This window comes from Sphaerisporangium fuscum, from assembly GCF_018531465.1.
Classification (GTDB): Bacteria; Actinomycetota; Actinomycetes; order Streptosporangiales; family Streptosporangiaceae; genus Sphaerisporangium; species Sphaerisporangium fuscum.
Window position 1 is genome coordinate 102,354 of sequence record NZ_JAHDTF010000023.1, and the last position, 13,984, is coordinate 116,337.

Annotated in this window: 16 protein-coding genes; 6 read left to right on the forward strand and 10 right to left on the reverse strand. The window is 69.5% G+C overall.

Annotation, left to right across the window (positions count from 1 at the left end; genetic code table 11):
* Positions 1 to 38: 38 nt before the first annotated feature.
* From KIK05_RS28180 to KIK05_RS28190, 3 genes are all read right to left on the reverse strand, one after another.
* On the reverse strand, positions 39 to 527 hold the full coding sequence (locus KIK05_RS28180; RefSeq protein ID WP_214413881.1) for an SRPBCC family protein: 489 nt from the start codon (positions 525 to 527) through the stop codon (positions 39 to 41).
* A gap of 217 nt (positions 528 to 744) precedes the next feature.
* Positions 745 to 1,290, reverse strand: coding sequence for a dihydrofolate reductase family protein (locus tag KIK05_RS28185; protein WP_214413882.1), 546 nt, complete (start codon positions 1,288 to 1,290; stop codon positions 745 to 747).
* 114 nt (positions 1,291 to 1,404) lie between these two features.
* Entirely contained in the window at positions 1,405 to 2,271 is an 867-nt protein-coding gene (locus KIK05_RS28190; protein WP_214413883.1) for a helix-turn-helix transcriptional regulator, read from the reverse strand.
* A gap of 101 nt (positions 2,272 to 2,372) precedes the next feature.
* On the opposite strand from KIK05_RS28190, the gene KIK05_RS28195 reads away from it, so the two are divergent.
* Entirely contained in the window at positions 2,373 to 3,068 is a 696-nt protein-coding gene (locus KIK05_RS28195; protein WP_214413884.1) for an SDR family NAD(P)-dependent oxidoreductase, read from the forward strand.
* Between the two features lie 33 nt (positions 3,069 to 3,101).
* Here KIK05_RS28195 and KIK05_RS28200 read toward each other — a convergent pair whose 3' ends face one another.
* On the reverse strand, positions 3,102 to 4,103 hold the full coding sequence (locus KIK05_RS28200) for a metallophosphoesterase (protein ID WP_214413885.1): 1,002 nt from the start codon (positions 4,101 to 4,103) through the stop codon (positions 3,102 to 3,104).
* Between the two features lie 328 nt (positions 4,104 to 4,431).
* On the opposite strand from KIK05_RS28200, the gene KIK05_RS28205 reads away from it, so the two are divergent.
* Both KIK05_RS28205 and KIK05_RS28210 read left to right on the forward strand, forming a co-directional pair.
* Entirely contained in the window at positions 4,432 to 5,655 is a 1,224-nt protein-coding gene (locus tag KIK05_RS28205; RefSeq protein ID WP_214413886.1) for a glycoside hydrolase family 16 protein, read from the forward strand.
* Between the two features lie 224 nt (positions 5,656 to 5,879).
* Complete coding sequence (locus tag KIK05_RS28210; protein WP_214413887.1) at positions 5,880 to 6,578, forward strand: BON domain-containing class I SAM-dependent methyltransferase; 699 nt, start codon at positions 5,880 to 5,882, stop codon at positions 6,576 to 6,578.
* Positions 6,579 to 6,588: 10 nt separating this feature from the next.
* Here KIK05_RS28210 and KIK05_RS28215 read toward each other — a convergent pair whose 3' ends face one another.
* The 3 genes from KIK05_RS28215 to KIK05_RS49065 all read right to left on the reverse strand — a co-directional run bounded on the left by KIK05_RS28215 (position 6,589) and on the right by KIK05_RS49065 (position 9,271).
* Positions 6,589 to 7,455, reverse strand: a complete 867-nt coding sequence (locus tag KIK05_RS28215; protein ID WP_214413888.1) for an MBL fold metallo-hydrolase — start codon at positions 7,453 to 7,455, stop codon at positions 6,589 to 6,591.
* 50 nt (positions 7,456 to 7,505) lie between these two features.
* Entirely contained in the window at positions 7,506 to 8,099 is a 594-nt protein-coding gene (locus KIK05_RS28220; protein WP_214413889.1) for a TetR/AcrR family transcriptional regulator, read from the reverse strand.
* Between the two features lie 83 nt (positions 8,100 to 8,182).
* The gene (locus KIK05_RS49065) at positions 8,183 to 9,271 is read right to left on the reverse strand and encodes a right-handed parallel beta-helix repeat-containing protein (protein ID WP_214413890.1); all 1,089 of its coding nucleotides are present in this window, start codon (positions 9,269 to 9,271) and stop codon (positions 8,183 to 8,185) included.
* Positions 9,272 to 9,450: 179 nt separating this feature from the next.
* Between KIK05_RS49065 and KIK05_RS28230 the strand changes: the two genes are divergently transcribed.
* Entirely contained in the window at positions 9,451 to 9,759 is a 309-nt protein-coding gene (locus KIK05_RS28230; protein ID WP_214413891.1) for a hypothetical protein, read from the forward strand.
* Positions 9,760 to 9,800: 41 nt separating this feature from the next.
* On the opposite strand, the gene KIK05_RS28235 is transcribed toward KIK05_RS28230, so the two are convergent.
* Positions 9,801 to 10,166, reverse strand: a complete 366-nt coding sequence (locus tag KIK05_RS28235) for a hypothetical protein (protein ID WP_214413892.1) — start codon at positions 10,164 to 10,166, stop codon at positions 9,801 to 9,803.
* A 68-nt stretch (positions 10,167 to 10,234) separates the two neighbouring features.
* On the opposite strand from KIK05_RS28235, the gene KIK05_RS28240 reads away from it, so the two are divergent.
* Entirely contained in the window at positions 10,235 to 10,672 is a 438-nt protein-coding gene (locus KIK05_RS28240; protein WP_214413893.1) for a MarR family winged helix-turn-helix transcriptional regulator, read from the forward strand.
* Here KIK05_RS28240 and KIK05_RS28245 read toward each other — a convergent pair.
* The gene (locus KIK05_RS28245) at positions 10,663 to 11,211 is read right to left on the reverse strand and encodes a PadR family transcriptional regulator (RefSeq protein WP_214413894.1); all 549 of its coding nucleotides are present in this window, start codon (positions 11,209 to 11,211) and stop codon (positions 10,663 to 10,665) included. The two genes, KIK05_RS28240 and KIK05_RS28245, sit on opposite strands and share 10 nt — an antisense overlap.
* A gap of 113 nt (positions 11,212 to 11,324) precedes the next feature.
* Between KIK05_RS28245 and KIK05_RS28250 the strand changes: the two genes are divergently transcribed.
* Entirely contained in the window at positions 11,325 to 12,143 is an 819-nt protein-coding gene (locus KIK05_RS28250; RefSeq protein ID WP_214413895.1) for an SDR family NAD(P)-dependent oxidoreductase, read from the forward strand.
* A gap of 96 nt (positions 12,144 to 12,239) precedes the next feature.
* Here the strand turns inward: KIK05_RS28250 and KIK05_RS28255 are convergent, their stop codons facing one another.
* Positions 12,240 to 13,919 (reverse strand): chitinase, encoded by a 1,680-nt coding sequence (locus KIK05_RS28255; RefSeq protein ID WP_214413896.1) that lies wholly within the window; start codon positions 13,917 to 13,919, stop codon positions 12,240 to 12,242.
* Between the last annotated feature and the right edge of the window lie 65 nt (positions 13,920 to 13,984).

Genomic DNA, 13,984 nt, shown 5'->3' on the forward strand with positions numbered 1-13,984 from the left:
CGATCCCTCGGCATCGACCGGCCCGTTGAAGCGTGGGGTCAGCAATCGGCGAGGATGCCGTCGATCTGCCCCAGGGCCATGCTCATGCCTTCCGTCACGCCCATGGCCACCAGCTGCTCGAACTGCTCGGAGTTGGTGTACGACGTGACCAGCGTCATGCGGGCGCCGGCCTCGAGCGCCTCGATCGTGACGGCCATGTGGGCCGGATCGAGGGCCACCAGTGGGTCGCCCTCTTCGCCGTCGAAGCCGTCGTCGAACTCCAGCCGGTCCGGTGCCTCGATCGCGGTCATCGTCCACCAGCCGCGCGTCACCTGCCCGTCCGGACCGGTCATGTAGTAGCGGGAGCGACCGCCGACCGTGAAATCGTGCTCGGTGAAGGTGGCCGGCCACATGGGCGGCCCCCACCACCGCTCCAGCCGGCGAGCGTCCTCCCACACCTGCCAGACGCGCTCGACGCCGGCATCGAACTCGGCGACGAACGTGATCGTCAGTGCCTGGTCGTCCTTTTGCGCGCTGATCACGGTCATGAGCTGGTCCCCTCACTCACTCTTCGGCCAGTATTCCGTCGACGCCCCGATATCACTACATCCACTCATTCACCCCGGAAAGGTGGACTATGCGGGCGATTATTTCGCGGCGAACGGCTACCGCCAAGCGATGGCATTAAAGATGGACCAGAACAACGTCGCAGGTCCACATAAAATGACCAGGGAGGGGCAGGGCTTCCGTTTCCGGATACCGTGATCAGCCGGCGTCCGGGACGTAGGTCAGGTTGAGCACGCCGGTCTGGAACGTCTCGGAGGCGACCAGCTTCAGCGAGTGGGTCGGGGTGTCCTCGAACAGCCGACGGCCGTGGCCGACGACGATCGGGTGGACGAGCAGTTTCAGCTCGTCGAGCAACCCGTTGGCGAGCAGCCACCGGACGGTCGTCGCCGAGCCGGACATCTGGATGTCGCCGTCGGTCCGCTCCTTCAGCTCGCGCACCTGGGCCACGACGTCACCGGAGATGACGGTGGTGTTGTTCCAGTCGGCCTTCTCCAAGGTGTTCGACAGGACGTACTTGCGGACGTTGTTCAGCGACATGGCGGCGTCCTGGTCGCTGTCCGCCGTCGGCCAGTACGAGGCCCACTCCTCGTACAGCTTGCGGCCCATCAGCATCGCCACCGCGCTCTTCATGCCCGCCTCGACCGCGGCGCCCATCTCGTCGCTCCAGTACGGGAAGTGCCACTTGTCCGGCGACTCGACCACGCCGTCCAGCGAGATGAAGAAGTTGGAAACGATCTTACCCATCGCTCTGTTCCTCGGTTTCCCCGTCGTGTTCCAGGTCGGTACCCGGCTCGGTACCGATGACCAGGAGGTTAGAACGGGAGCGACCCGCACGTCTTGTACAGAAGCGACAGTGGCTCACGGCGTGGACACCGGGGCCGTCGCGCCGGCGACCCTGGCCAGGTCGAGCTTGGTCTCGTCCTCGCTGCCGGGGACGGCGGTGTAGATGACGATCTTCAGGTCGGTGTCCGAGTCGCTGAGCACGTCGCAGTCGACGGTGATGTCGCCGACCGTCGGATGCCGGATGGTCTTGCGATCCTCCACGTGGCCGCCGACGACCCCGGCATGCCACAGCTGGGCGAAACGCGGGTTGCCGTCCAGTCTCCGGCGGATCAGCGTGCTCAGGCGCGCGTCCTCGGGGTAGCGGGCGGACGCGCGGCGCAGGTCGGCGACGATGGCACGGTCGGTCGCCTCGGCGTTCTCGGAGATGACGGGCCACGCGGCGAGGCACCTGCTGTCGGACGGCACCGGGAAACGCGAGCACGCCAGGCTGCGCTCCTCCGGCGCGAGCACGGAGGGGTTCCCGAGGAGCGCGGCCCAGCCGCGGTTCCACCACAGAAGCCGCCAGTCGGCGGCGAACACGGCGACCGGTGTGTCGCCGAGCCGGCTGAGCACCCGCTGCATCCCGGGCGGGATGTGATCACTGATCACGCCGTCGTGGGGCGGCTGCAGTCCGGCGAGCCGGTAGAGGTGGTCGCGCTCGGCGCGGTCGAGCTGCAGTGCCCGCGCCAGCGCGGCGGTGACCTGCGCCGACGGTCTGCTCGCCCGACCCTGCTCGAGGCGTACGACGTAGTCCACCGAGACGCCCGCGAGGTCGGCGAGCTCCTCGCGGCGCAGTCCGGCCGCACGGCGTACGCGCGCGACGGGCAGGCCGGCCGCCGCTGGGGAGAGCCGGTCGCGCCACGCGCGGATCGTGGCGCCCAGGCTCGTCTCGTCCGTGGTCATACGGCCATTGTGCTCCTACGGCGCGCCGCCAGGGTGGTACTGCGTTTCCTACCGGCGAGCTCTCCCTGGTTGCCCGCACCCGGCGCGCCGATACTCGATCCATGACCATCACCTTCATCACCGGGGCCAACAAGGGTCTCGGATTCGAGACCGCCCGCCGCCTCATCGGCCTCGGCCACACCGTCGTCATCGGCGCGCGTGACGCCGGGCGCGGGCAGGCGGCGGCCGACGAGCTCGGCGCGCGCTTCGTGCGGATCGATGTCGCGGACGACGCGTCCGTCGCCGCCGCCGCGGCCGACGTCGCCGCCCACGAGGGCCGCGTCGACGTACTGATCAACAACGCCGGGATCATCGGCCGTCGCGCACCGGCCGAGGAGCTGACCGGGGACGACGCCATCGAGGTCTTCCAGACGAACGTCGTGGGCATCATCCGCGTGACGAACGCCTTCCTGCCCCTTCTCCGGCGGTCGGAGCGCCCGGCGATCGTCAACGTGAGCAGCGGTACGGGCTCGTTCACCCTGACCCATGACCCGGACCGCGTCGAGTCGAAGGTCATCGGGCCGCTGTACACGAGCTCGAAGTCCGCGGTGACCATGCTGACGATGCAGTACGCCAAGGCGCTGCCCGGCATCCGGGTCAACGCCGCCGACCCCGGCTACACCGCCACCGACCTCAACGGGCACAGCGGCACCCAGACCGTGACGGAGGGCACCGACGCGATCGTGACGCTCGCGACCGAGGACGCCGACGCCGGGACGGGCCGGTTCATCGACCGTTTCGGGCCCATGCCGTGGTGACGGGTCCGGGCTCGACCACCCCTGGGGAACCGGTCAGGGGCTGACGTAGGTGGGCTGGTTGGCGGCCACGATGTGCTGGTGGAAGGTGAAGACGTCCGGGTCGCCGGGGTCGATCTCGGCGCTCACCCAGTGGTTCTGGTCGCTGCCGAAGGTCTGGACGCGGGTGACGTTCTGGATCACCTGGTTGTTCGCGTCGGTGAGAGGCTTGTCGAGCTTGAAGAAGTGGCTGTCGCCGTTCACCAGCAGGACCTGCCCCGGGAAGCCGATGGCCAGCTGGGCCAGCTTCTTCTTCGTGTCCGCGAAGTGAGCCGTCGGCGCGGTCCACATGTCGGCCTGGAGGGTGACGACGACGGCCTTGGAGCCGGCGGCCCTCGCGGCGGCGAAGCCCTTGTCCAGCCAGTCCAGGTTGGCCGCGTTGCGCCCGTCGTATTCGGCCTGGTCACCGTCGACCTGCTTGCCGCTCGAGTCGAACTGCGGAGCGTTGTTGTCGCTGCCCGGGACGTTCAGGCCGACGTAGGTCACCGCGCCGTACTGCCACCGGACGTTCTCGGGGTAGGCGGCGGACTGGCGCTGCAGCGGGAGGGTCCGCTGCCCGAGGGAGTGGGGCGTCGCGGCGAACGTCCGGCGGACGAGGGCGAGACGCTCGTTCGGGTCGTAACCGCCGTTGCTCGCCCGGTCGCAGTCGGTCCACTCGTTGTCACCCGGGACGTAGACGAGGGGCCGGCGGAACGCGGCGAAGTTCTTCGCGGCCAGGTCGTGCTGCCACTGGTCGCAGCGCTCGCCGCCGTTCTTGATGTCGCCGTCGAACACGGTGAACGCGATGCGGTGGTCGGCGTTGATCTCGTCGATCACCCGGGGGAACTGGATCCGTCCGGTGTCCCCGTACGGCATGTCGCCGATGAGGGCGATCTCGTAGGAGCGGTTCGATGCCGCCTGGCCGTGGTCCGTCCTCGACGCACTGCCGGCGTCGGCGGCGCCCGCCGAGCCGAGTACCGCCACCACCCCGATGGCCGCGACGGCCAACAATTTACGCATTACGGTCCTCCAGGAATGCACTGACAAACGGTGAAATCCCAGTACCTCCGCGTTTCGGTCAGGCAATGACAGGCGGTATCCCTGGTTGAACGACGGCCGACCTCGCCGTGAACACCTCCGCGCCTCCAGGTCCAGCATCACACGCCCGCGCGCTGAGGGTACGGCCGCCGTTGCAACAGGAAACTTTCCTATTGACAGTCTCTGTGAAGCAGGTGTTGCCTCTTAATTCAAGGAGTGAACATACTCCCGGCAGCGCTGGGCACGTCGGCGTGCGCCATCCCACGGCGACGGAATCCCTGCCCGGCACGACCACAGACCGGAGATCCCCATGCGCAAACCCCGGCTCCTCCTCATGGCGGCGACCCTGGTCGTCACCCTGACCGGCGGCCTGTTCGCCGCCACGCGCAACGATCGGGCCGAAGCCTCCATCGGCCCCGTCACCTGGTCCGACGAGTTCAACGGCGCCGCAGGGGCGCCCGTCGACGGCTCGAAGTGGAAATTCGACACCGGCGGCAGCGGCTGGGGCAACAACGAGCTGGAGTACTACACCAACTCGACGCGCAACGTGTACCAGGACGGGCAGGGTCATCTCGCCATCACCGCCCGCAAGGAGAACCCGGCCAACTACCAGTGCCACTACGGCACCTGCCAGTACACCTCCGGCCGCATCCTGACCGCGGACAAGTTCAGCCAGGCGTACGGCCGCTTCGAGGCGAGCATCAAGATCCCCAAAGGTCAGGGCATCTGGCCGGCGTTCTGGATGCTCGGCGGCGGCAACTGGCCGAACACCGGCGAGATCGACATCATGGAGAACATCGGCAAGACGCCGAACACCGTCTACGGCACCGTCCACGGCCCCGGCTACTCCGGTTCGGGCGGCGTCGGCGGCAACCGCACGATCGGTACGCCGCTCGGGGACGCCTTCCACAGCTACCGGGTCGACTGGTCCCCCAACCTCATCGTCTGGTACCTGGACGGCTCCGAGTACTTCCGCGTCACGCCCGCCGACATCCGCGGCAATCAGTGGGTCTTCGACCACCCGTTCTTCATGATCCTGAACGTGGCCGTCGGCGGCTACTGGCCGGGCAACCCCGACGGCAGCACCTCGTTCCCGCAGACCATGCTGGTCGACTACGTCCGCGTCTCGGCCTGGAGCAACGACCCCGGCACCGGCAGCGCGCTGAAGTCCAGCCTGAACGGCCGCTGCATCGACATCCCGGGCGCGAACCCCGTCGACGCCGCGCCACTGCAGATGTACGACTGCAACAACACCGCCGCCCAGCAGTGGACCATCAACGGCGACGGCACGGTCCGCGCGATGGGCAAGTGCATGGACGCCGCGGCGGCCGGCACCGCGAACGGCACGGCCGTCCAGCTCTACACCTGCAACGGCACCGGCGCCCAGCGCTTCACGCTCACCTCGGCCGGCGACCTGGTCAACACGACCGCCAACCGCTGCGTGGACATCGTCGACCGGAACACGGCCAACGGCGCACGACTGCAGCTCTGGGACTGCAGCGGCGCCTCCAACCAGAAGTGGACCCGAGGCTGACCTGCCGCCCTCGGCGGAAGACCGGCGGCACATGCCGCCGGTCTTCGCCCCGGCCGGAGGCTCGCGGGGGCCGGGTGTAGCAGGGTGTGCGGACGGTGTGACTTCGGGTAGACGATAGATGACCGGCCGCACACCAGGCGTGGCGCGAAAGCATCGGGGGGAGCGATGGACCTTGGCCACGGCCCGGACCTCCCCCTCCGCGGCAAGCCGTACGAGAGGCCCCGGTGAACGAGCGACGGCGTGAACTGCTGGACCGCGACCTGGAGGAGGCGGCGGCCGACCTGCTCAGGCACCATGCGCGGCTGCGTTCCCTCGACGTGCGGGTGCGCTTCGACGGTGGTGTCGCCCACGTGGACGGCCGCGTGGACAGCCAGGCGGAGCTGGCGGTGGTACGCGAGCAGCTGGGCCGGCTGGCGGGCGTGCTGGCCGTCTGGGACCGGGTGAGCGTCGGGGACGCCGGGCCCCGTGTGGCCGACCTCGGCTGCGGCGACGTCAAGCAGCACCCGGACAACCTCGGCTTCGACAAGTCGCCGGGGCCGTCCGTCGACGTCGTCATCGACCTGAGGGACGGCGTCCCGCTCGCCGACGCGTCGGTGGACCAGGTCTTCACGGTCCACGTGCTGGAGCATCTCCCCGATTTCCTGCCGCTCCTGCAGGAGTGTCACCGGATCCTGCGTCCCGGCGGCGTCCTGCACGTCCTGGCCCCGTGGTGGCGGCACGTCAACGCCGTGGCCGACCCCACTCACCTACGGCTGATCGATCCGCAGACGTTCAAGCACCTGTGCCGTCCCGACAGGGTGAGCCGCTGCTGGTACCCCCTGATGGTGAGCCGGGACGAGGCGACCGTCTTCGCCGACCTGGTCCCGGTCAAGCCCCCGCAGCGCCCCGCCGACGAACGCCGCCTCGCCCGCTTCTTCGACTGAGCAGTTGGCTCTAACCGTCGACCGGCCGCCACCCGAAGCCGTCCCCGTGGCGCCTGACCAGCCCCAGCCCCGGGAACGGCAGGTGGTAGGCGTGGACGAGCAGGTTCTCGTCGGCGGCACGACCGAGGAGCCTCCTGCGGCTGAGCACCGACCGCTCGGCGTCGTGATCCCACGGCGTGCGCCAGCCGAGGTGGCTCAGCTGGAGGCGGTGGTGGAAGGAGTCGCCGAGGCAGAGCAGCCGTTCCCCGCGGGACTCCAGCAGGAACGCCGTGTGCCCGGGCGTGTGGCCGGCGGCGTCGACGGTGTGGACGCCGGGGAGGATCTCGGCGTCGTACTCGACCGGCCGCAGCCGCTCCCCGAAGATCCTGATCGCGTCGAGCGCCGGCCGGCGCTGGTCGCGCGGGGCCGGGCAGGCGACGTCCGACCAGAACGCCACCTCCGCGGCGTGCGCGACCGGGGTCGCGTGCGGGAACGTCGGCTCGCCCGACCACACGGCCCCTCGGGAGTGGTCCTCGTGCAGGTGCGTGAACAGGACGGCGGCCGGTGCGGACGTCGAGAACCCGGCCTCGGCCAGCCCGTCGGTGAGCCTGCCGACCAGGGGGGTGGCGTCGGGGCCGTACCCGAAGAAGCGCTTGCCGAGCCCGGTGTCGATGACGGCCAGGCCGGCCGGGGTCTCGACGCACAGGCAGTTGTAGCCGCACGTCACGGTCGTCCGGCCACCCTCTTCCCGCGACGCCGCCTCGCGCAGCTCGTGTTCCGGTACACCGGTGGCAGGGGTGAAGAACTCCGACAGCGGGGGCTCCAACCGGCCGTCGCTGATCACGACGCACGGGAGGTCTCCCACGGAGAAGCGGTGGATCCCCTGGCGACCGGTCACCTCGTCTCCTCGCGTCGTGCGGGCGCCTCTTCCAGGCAGGACCCTGATCGTCAGAGCGCCTGCAGCGGCTTGCTGGTGAGGCCCCTGACGGTCAGTTCCGCGAGCTGTCGCAGGCGGGCGCGCAGGGCGGCCGGCTCCGCCTTCGCCCCGGCGATCCCCGTGAGCGCGTCCACCAGGATGGCGGCGGCGTCACGGCTGGACAGCGCCACGTCGAGCAGGTCGAGCTCCTCGCGGGCGTCGTTCAGCGTGGCCTCGATGACGGTGAGATAACCGGACTCGAACGCGGCCATGATGTCCTGGGCGATCACTTCGGCCTCGGCGAGCATCTCTGCCCGGAACCGTGCCTCGACTGTGCCTGCGAACAGGTCGATTTTGATCGCCAGAACCTCGTAGATGCGGTCCGCGATCGGACGACCGGAGTGGCGGGCCGCCTCGGCGGCGACGATCGCCCCGTGGACGAGTTGGTGGCCGACGGCTCGAAAGACGTCCTCTTTGCCCGTGAAGTATTGGTAGATGGCCGGACGGGACACGCGGGCGGCCTGGGCGATCAGTTCCATCGAGGCACGCCGGTAGCCGTATCGGCCGAAGACGCCGAGTGCCGCAGCCGCGATCTGCTCGCGTTTGACCGCGGCCGCGTCCGTCATGCTGACAGTTTATCCAGGATTCGTAATGGAGTCAGTCGTACAGGCCACGGGGGCGGTCGGTTCAGCGGGCCCCGGGGCGAGAGCTACGGCGAGCAGTCCAGCGTGGTACCGGGTCGCGGTCTGACCGGCCCGTAGTAGTGCACCTTCTGGCAGGGTACGACGTTGCCGGTCACGGCCACATCGGTGATCGGGCCGTGGGTGTCGGCGCGTACGGCCAGCCAATCCCTGGCGCCGCCACCGGTCACCTGGTTGCCCGTGATCTCGACGGTCTTGAGCGGGCTTCCTGCCACCGACTTGACGTAGATGCCCCCCGCGCAGCCGTCCAGCACGTTCCCTCTGATCCGGACGTCCGAGGCGTTGACCGTGGCGATACCGTCCCAGCGGGTGCCGCGCACGGTGTTGTGCTCGATGCGCACTCCCACGTGCGGGTGGGCGGGGTCGCTGGTGTGCGAGCCGGTGAGCTGGCCCCACGCGGCTTGGGAGCCCGAGGCATCGCAGGTGTTTCCGGTCAGCAGGATGTCGCGGCACGGGCTCAGGTCGCTGGCGCCTCCCCAGGTGTTGTCGCCCGTGGGCAGGTCCAGCTGGATGGCTTCGCCGTGCCACAACCCCTGGCCGGGGTCGGCGATCCAGCCCCTGAGCGCGCAGTCACGGACGGTGCCGCGGCGAACCGCGTTCAGCTCGATGCCGTGCCACCATTTGACGTTCCAGATGGTCACGCGCTGGATGAGCACGTCGCTGGAGTGGATGATCGTGATGACGTTCATCGGGGGTGCGTCGTCGACCTTGCCGCGCTGGGCGAAGTCCCATACAGGGTCCCAGCTGCCGCCGGTGACGGCGATGTTGCCCGCTCCCGCGTACCCGCCGGTGCCCGCGGCGACCGCGTTGAGCACCATCGTGTGCTTGACGCCTTCGGCGGGAAAGCGCGCGACGATCCTGGCGTCGGTCGCGTCCAGATGCGTGTCGCGATGGATGATCAGCGGCTCGGTGAGCAGGTAGGTCGCCTTCGGGACCTTGGCGATGTGCCGACCTGCGGAATCACGAGGGCCCTTGCCGTCTCCGGCCGCGTCGAGCAGCTTCTGGATCGCCGAGCCGCTCACATAGCCGGCTGACGCCCGCCCGGCCCCGATCGAGAGCGCCGCGGCCCCGCCCAGGAACGTCCGGCGCCCGATCACTGGGGACCTCTGGGGGGTATCTGACCAAATCATATGGCTTCCCAATCACGTGTGTGGCCGTCCTCGTCGACACCAGGACCAACCCCGGTCGGGCCGATCCGTGGACCTGCGACCGCAGTCTTGGCCAGAAGCGGGACCACTGGGCGACTATCTGACGAAACTAGTCTAATCTGTCAGGCATGTGGACGACGATACTGCTCACCTTCTTCGCCGGCGTCTTCGCGGCGAACGCGACGCCCCACTTCGTCAAGGGCATCACCAAGGAACCGTTCCCGACGCCCTTCGGCTACTCGCCGCTGATCAATCTCGTGGCCGGGTGGGGGATGTACGTCATCGCGGCCCTCCTCCTCGCGGGAGCCGGCGTGACCGCCCAGCCGTGGCCCGCCGCCGCCTCGGGGGCGATCGGGGTGCTGGTCATGGGCGTCTTCCACGCACAGCTCGGCGCGTTCGGCAAACGGCCCCCGGCGGAGGCGGCACCGCGCGCATGACCCGCCGAGTACGACAGCCCCTGCCGTACTCGGCGCCTGATCTAGGTCCCGGCCAGGCGCCCGCGGCGCGGCAGCAGGGTCCAGGCCGCAGCGCCCAGCAGGAGAGCGAAGAATGCGGGGCCGAGGGACTGAGCGAGCTCATGCCGTGTCACGCCGATCACCGTGTCGACGAGTTGCACCCCCGCGTTCAGAGCGAGCACCAGCGTCAGTGGCCGCCAGGCTCGCAGCGCCGCGAACAGGGCCAGCCCGCCGAGCAGCACGATGCTCCGGGCGGCCATGTAAGCGGCGAACACGCGCGGCGCCGCCGCATCGCCCCCAGGAACGAGGCCTCCCGGAGCGAGCAGGCCCGAGACGGTGAAGTAGCCCGACGAGAGGACGGTCAGGACCGTCACGACGGTCGCGAACACGCGCGCCGATCGTCTGGTGACCGAATCATTCGGTGTCCTAATCATATGGGGAAGCTAGCATTGCGGTCATGACGTCGCAAGTGACCGGCAGCCTCGCCTTCCTGCTCAGCAAACTCGGGCAGGCGGCCGCGGAGCGCTTCGCCGACCGGCTCGCGCCGCTGGGCCTGCGCCCCCGGCACTGCGCGGTGCTGCAGTTGCTGGAGGCCGCACCGCTCGGCCAGCTCGCGCTGGCCAGAACCATCGGCGTCACCCCCAGCGTGGTCGTCGACATGCTGGACGAGTTGGAGGGAGTGGGCGCGGTGCGGCGGGTGCGCGACACGGCCGACCGGCGGCGGCAGCTCGCCGAGATCACCGAGGAGGGGCGCGAGCTCAGCCGTTCAGCCGCGGAGGTCGCCTCTCAGGTGGACGCCGAACTGCTGGGCGGACTCACCCCGGATCAGAAGCGCGCGCTCCGCCAGGCCCTGACCACCGTCGCCACCGCCCACGACCTGCTGCCTCACGGCTGACCACCCGGCTGGTCCTGCTTGCCGGTGGCGGTCTTGGCCCATTCGGCCCAGTCCGCCAGTGCTCGATAGAGGCGGGCGCCCGCCTCGATGGCCACGCGTAGCGACCGTGTCTGCGGGGTGTCGCCGAATTCGCCGCGGTCTTTGGCCGCCGCGTAGGCCTCGTAGCGCGCCGCCTCCTGCGTGAAGTGGGCGGCCTCCTGGTCGAGATGTCTGCGCAGATCCTCGGGGTCCATCAGCCAGAAGAAGACCGAGCGCAGCAGCGACTGCACGCGCAGCGTGTGGTCGACCTCACCCGCAGCGAGCCAGAGCTTCACCTCGGCCAGTCCATCGTCGGTGATCCGGTACGCCTTGCGCCGCCGTGGCCCCTCGCTGTCGACCTCGATGAGACCGTCCGCGGCCAGCCGGTTCAGCTCGGCGTAGATCTTCGGGTGCTGGGCCGGCCACACCGAGCCGAGCACCTCCTGGAAGCGGCGGGCCAGGTCGTAGCCGCTGGCGGGGCCTTCGGCGAGCAGCCCGAGCAACCCGTACCGCAATGACATGGTCGATCTCCTCACGAGCCTGCCAGATGAATCATCTTGACATGTCCCCAAGACCATGTACAAACTCCATATGTCCCTAGGTACATGTACCTCAGGCCCTATGGAGGTCTCCTATGTCTCAGCAGAGAACGGTCCTGGTCACCGGTGCCGCGGGCGGCATCGGCCAAGCCATCGTCAAAGCCCTCGCGGCCAAGGACTACGTGGTCCTGGCGGGTGTTCGCGAGCGGACCGCCGCATTGGGCGGCGCCAGGCAGATCGTCATGGACGTCACCGATCCCGAGAGCGTCGCGGACGCGGCCGAGCAGGTCGACGGCGGTCTGCATGCGGTGATCAACAATGCGGGCGTGATCGTCCAGGGTCCGCTGGAGCTGGTGCCGCCCGGCGAGCTGCGTCGCCAGTTCGAGGTCAACACCTATGGCCCCACGTACGTCATGCAGGCATTTCTGCCGATGTTGCGAGCCGGCAGGGGCCGCATCATCAACATCAGCGCGCCCACCGCCCGGGTTCCGCTCCCGTTCCTGGCGCCCATCTCGGCCAGCAAGGCCGCGCTCGCCTCTTTGTCCGACGCCCTGCGCCTGGAGTTGGCCGCCTGGGGGATCCCCATCGTCCTCATCGAGCCCGGCACCACGTCGACCCCGATCTTCGCCAAGGCCGAGGCCGCGGCGCGGGCGGCCGCGGCCCTCGCGGAGCCGGACAGGCTGGCCCTGTACGGCGACCATCTCGCCCGCCTCGCCCAGGCCATGGCCGAGCAGAAGCCAGGTTCCGTCGAGCCGGTGGCGAACGCCGTGGTGGCGGCAGTGGAGGCACGCAACCCGAAGCGCCGCTACGTCGTCGGTGACGCCCGCCTGGCCGATCTCCTCACCCGCCTTCCCGTACGACTTCGGGAGCGGATGGTCATGAGCGCGCTCGGGCTCACGGGCGTCCGGCCATGAAGACGATCGTGCTGATCGGCGCCGCACCGACCGTCGCCGGGCCTGCTCTCGGGCTCCGCGCGGACGGCACATGAGCGGCGGACGGGAGCACAGGTGTCAGGGCAGGCTGTGGACGTGGGCGCCGACGTTGGTGGAGAAGTCGTTGCCGTTGGACGCGTCCCAGTTGGTGGACCAGGTCATGGCGCCGCGCAGGTCCGGCCAGGTGGTGCCGGGCTTGAAGCTTCCGCAGTTGGTGCCCTTGGCCAGGCAGTCGATGGCGTTGTTCACCACACTGGCCGGGACGTAGCCGCTGCCCGCCGCCCGGGGTGAGGCGGGCACGCCGATGCCGATCTGGTCGCCGCGAAGCCCCGCCCTGAGCGCGATGCAGGCCTGCGCGGTGATGAAGTCGACCGTCCCCTGACCGTAGGCTTTGCCGTCGCAGCCGTTCATGGCCCCCGAGTTGTAGTACTGGGTGTTGACGACGGTGAGGATGTCCTTCACGCGGAGCGCCAGGTCCAGGTAGGTCGAGCCGACGCTCTGCATGTAGAGGGTCTCGGGGGCCATGGTGAGGACGAATCCGGCGCCGGCCTTGCTCTGCAGCGAGTGAAGCGCCTGCGCCATGTAGGTGGGGCTGATGCCGTTCTCCAGGTCGATGTCCACGCCGTCGAAGCCGTAGGTCTGCATCAGCCTGTAGGCGCTGTCGGCGAAGTTGGCGGCGGCGGTGGGGTCGCCGACCGAGATGGTGCCGTTCTGACCGCCCACCGACAGCACGACCTTCTTGCCCGCGGCCTGCTTGGTCCGGATGTCGGCCCGGAAGTCGGCGTCGGTGTAGCCGCCGAGTCTGCTCGACAGGGCGGGGTCCAGGGTGAAGGTGACGCCGCCGGGCTTGGAACGGTCGGCGTCGGCGAAGGACACCTCGATGATGTCGTAGGCGTCCTGGACGTCCCTGAGCCTCTGGACGGTCGCGCCGTTGTCGAAGTTCTGCCAGTACCCGGTGAGGATGTGCTTGGGCAGGCCGGTGGGGGGCGGTGTCGTCCCGCCGGTGGTCGTGCCGCTCGCCTCCGAGGTGTAGGCGGAGCAGTTGCCGGCGGCGTCGCACGCGCGCACCTTGAAGCGGTAGGTGGTGTCGGCGGACAGCCCTGAGGCGGTGTAGCCGGTGACGTTGCCGACGTTCGAGGCGGTGCCTCCGTCGCGGGACACCTCGTAGTGGTCGACCCCGACGTCGTCGGTGGAGGCGGACCAGGACAGGGCCAGTGAACTGGAGGTGGGCCGGCCCACGGTGAGGGCGCCGGGCACGGTCGGAGGGGTGGTGTCCTGGGGCGGCGGCGTGCCGCCCGGACCGTCGAGGACCACGTCGTCGGCGTTGTAGGGGCCCTGGCCGTACCATCCGTGCAGGTAGACGGTGGTGCTCGTGGCGGAGGCGCCGGTGGTGAAGGTCGTGGTGAGCTTGTTCCAGTCGGTGCCCGAGCTCCACGTGCTGCCGCCGCCGTCGACGCCCAGGTAGACGTAGGGGCCCTTCACCCAGGCGCTCAGCGTGTAGGCCGTGTTCGGCTTGACGCTGATCGTCTGGCTGCATCTGGCGTAGTCCGCGCCGGCGGGCGTGGCCTGCAGGGCGTACGAGCCGGAGTGCGCCGGGCCGGCCACCGCCTGGCCGTTGGAGCACGACCAGCCGGACAGCCCGCTCTCGAATCCGGGGTTCGTCACGATGTTGGCGGCGTGCGCCGCCGTGGGGACCAGGAGTGCCCCTGTCAGGGACAGTAAGGCCGTCGCGGCCAGCCTGCTGATCGGAAGTCTCATCGTTCGCCTCACTGGACTGGGGGGTGGGGGGCGCGCGACCTCCCCGGCGTCCGCGCTTCCATTAG

Excerpts from the sequence above, each read along its gene's own strand:
- KIK05_RS28250 (WP_214413895.1), top strand. The coding sequence starts at position 11,325 with ATGTCTCAGCAGAGAACGGTCCTGGTCACCGGTGCCGCGGGCGGCATC.
- KIK05_RS28185 (WP_214413882.1), bottom strand. The coding sequence starts at position 1,290 with ATGGGTAAGATCGTTTCCAACTTCTTCATCTCGCTGGACGGCGTGGTC.
- KIK05_RS28255 (WP_214413896.1), bottom strand. The coding sequence starts at position 13,919 with ATGAGACTTCCGATCAGCAGGCTGGCCGCGACGGCCTTACTGTCCCTG.
- KIK05_RS28245 (WP_214413894.1), bottom strand. The coding sequence starts at position 11,211 with ATGTCATTGCGGTACGGGTTGCTCGGGCTGCTCGCCGAAGGCCCCGCC.
- KIK05_RS28230 (WP_214413891.1), top strand. The coding sequence starts at position 9,451 with ATGTGGACGACGATACTGCTCACCTTCTTCGCCGGCGTCTTCGCGGCG.
- KIK05_RS28200 (WP_214413885.1), bottom strand. The coding sequence starts at position 4,103 with ATGCGTAAATTGTTGGCCGTCGCGGCCATCGGGGTGGTGGCGGTACTC.
- KIK05_RS28220 (WP_214413889.1), bottom strand. The coding sequence starts at position 8,099 with ATGACGGACGCGGCCGCGGTCAAACGCGAGCAGATCGCGGCTGCGGCA.
- KIK05_RS28205 (WP_214413886.1), top strand. The coding sequence starts at position 4,432 with ATGCGCAAACCCCGGCTCCTCCTCATGGCGGCGACCCTGGTCGTCACC.
- KIK05_RS28240 (WP_214413893.1), top strand. The coding sequence starts at position 10,235 with ATGACGTCGCAAGTGACCGGCAGCCTCGCCTTCCTGCTCAGCAAACTC.
- KIK05_RS28195 (WP_214413884.1), top strand. The coding sequence starts at position 2,373 with ATGACCATCACCTTCATCACCGGGGCCAACAAGGGTCTCGGATTCGAG.
- KIK05_RS28180 (WP_214413881.1), bottom strand. The coding sequence starts at position 527 with ATGACCGTGATCAGCGCGCAAAAGGACGACCAGGCACTGACGATCACG.
- KIK05_RS28190 (WP_214413883.1), bottom strand. The coding sequence starts at position 2,271 with ATGACCACGGACGAGACGAGCCTGGGCGCCACGATCCGCGCGTGGCGC.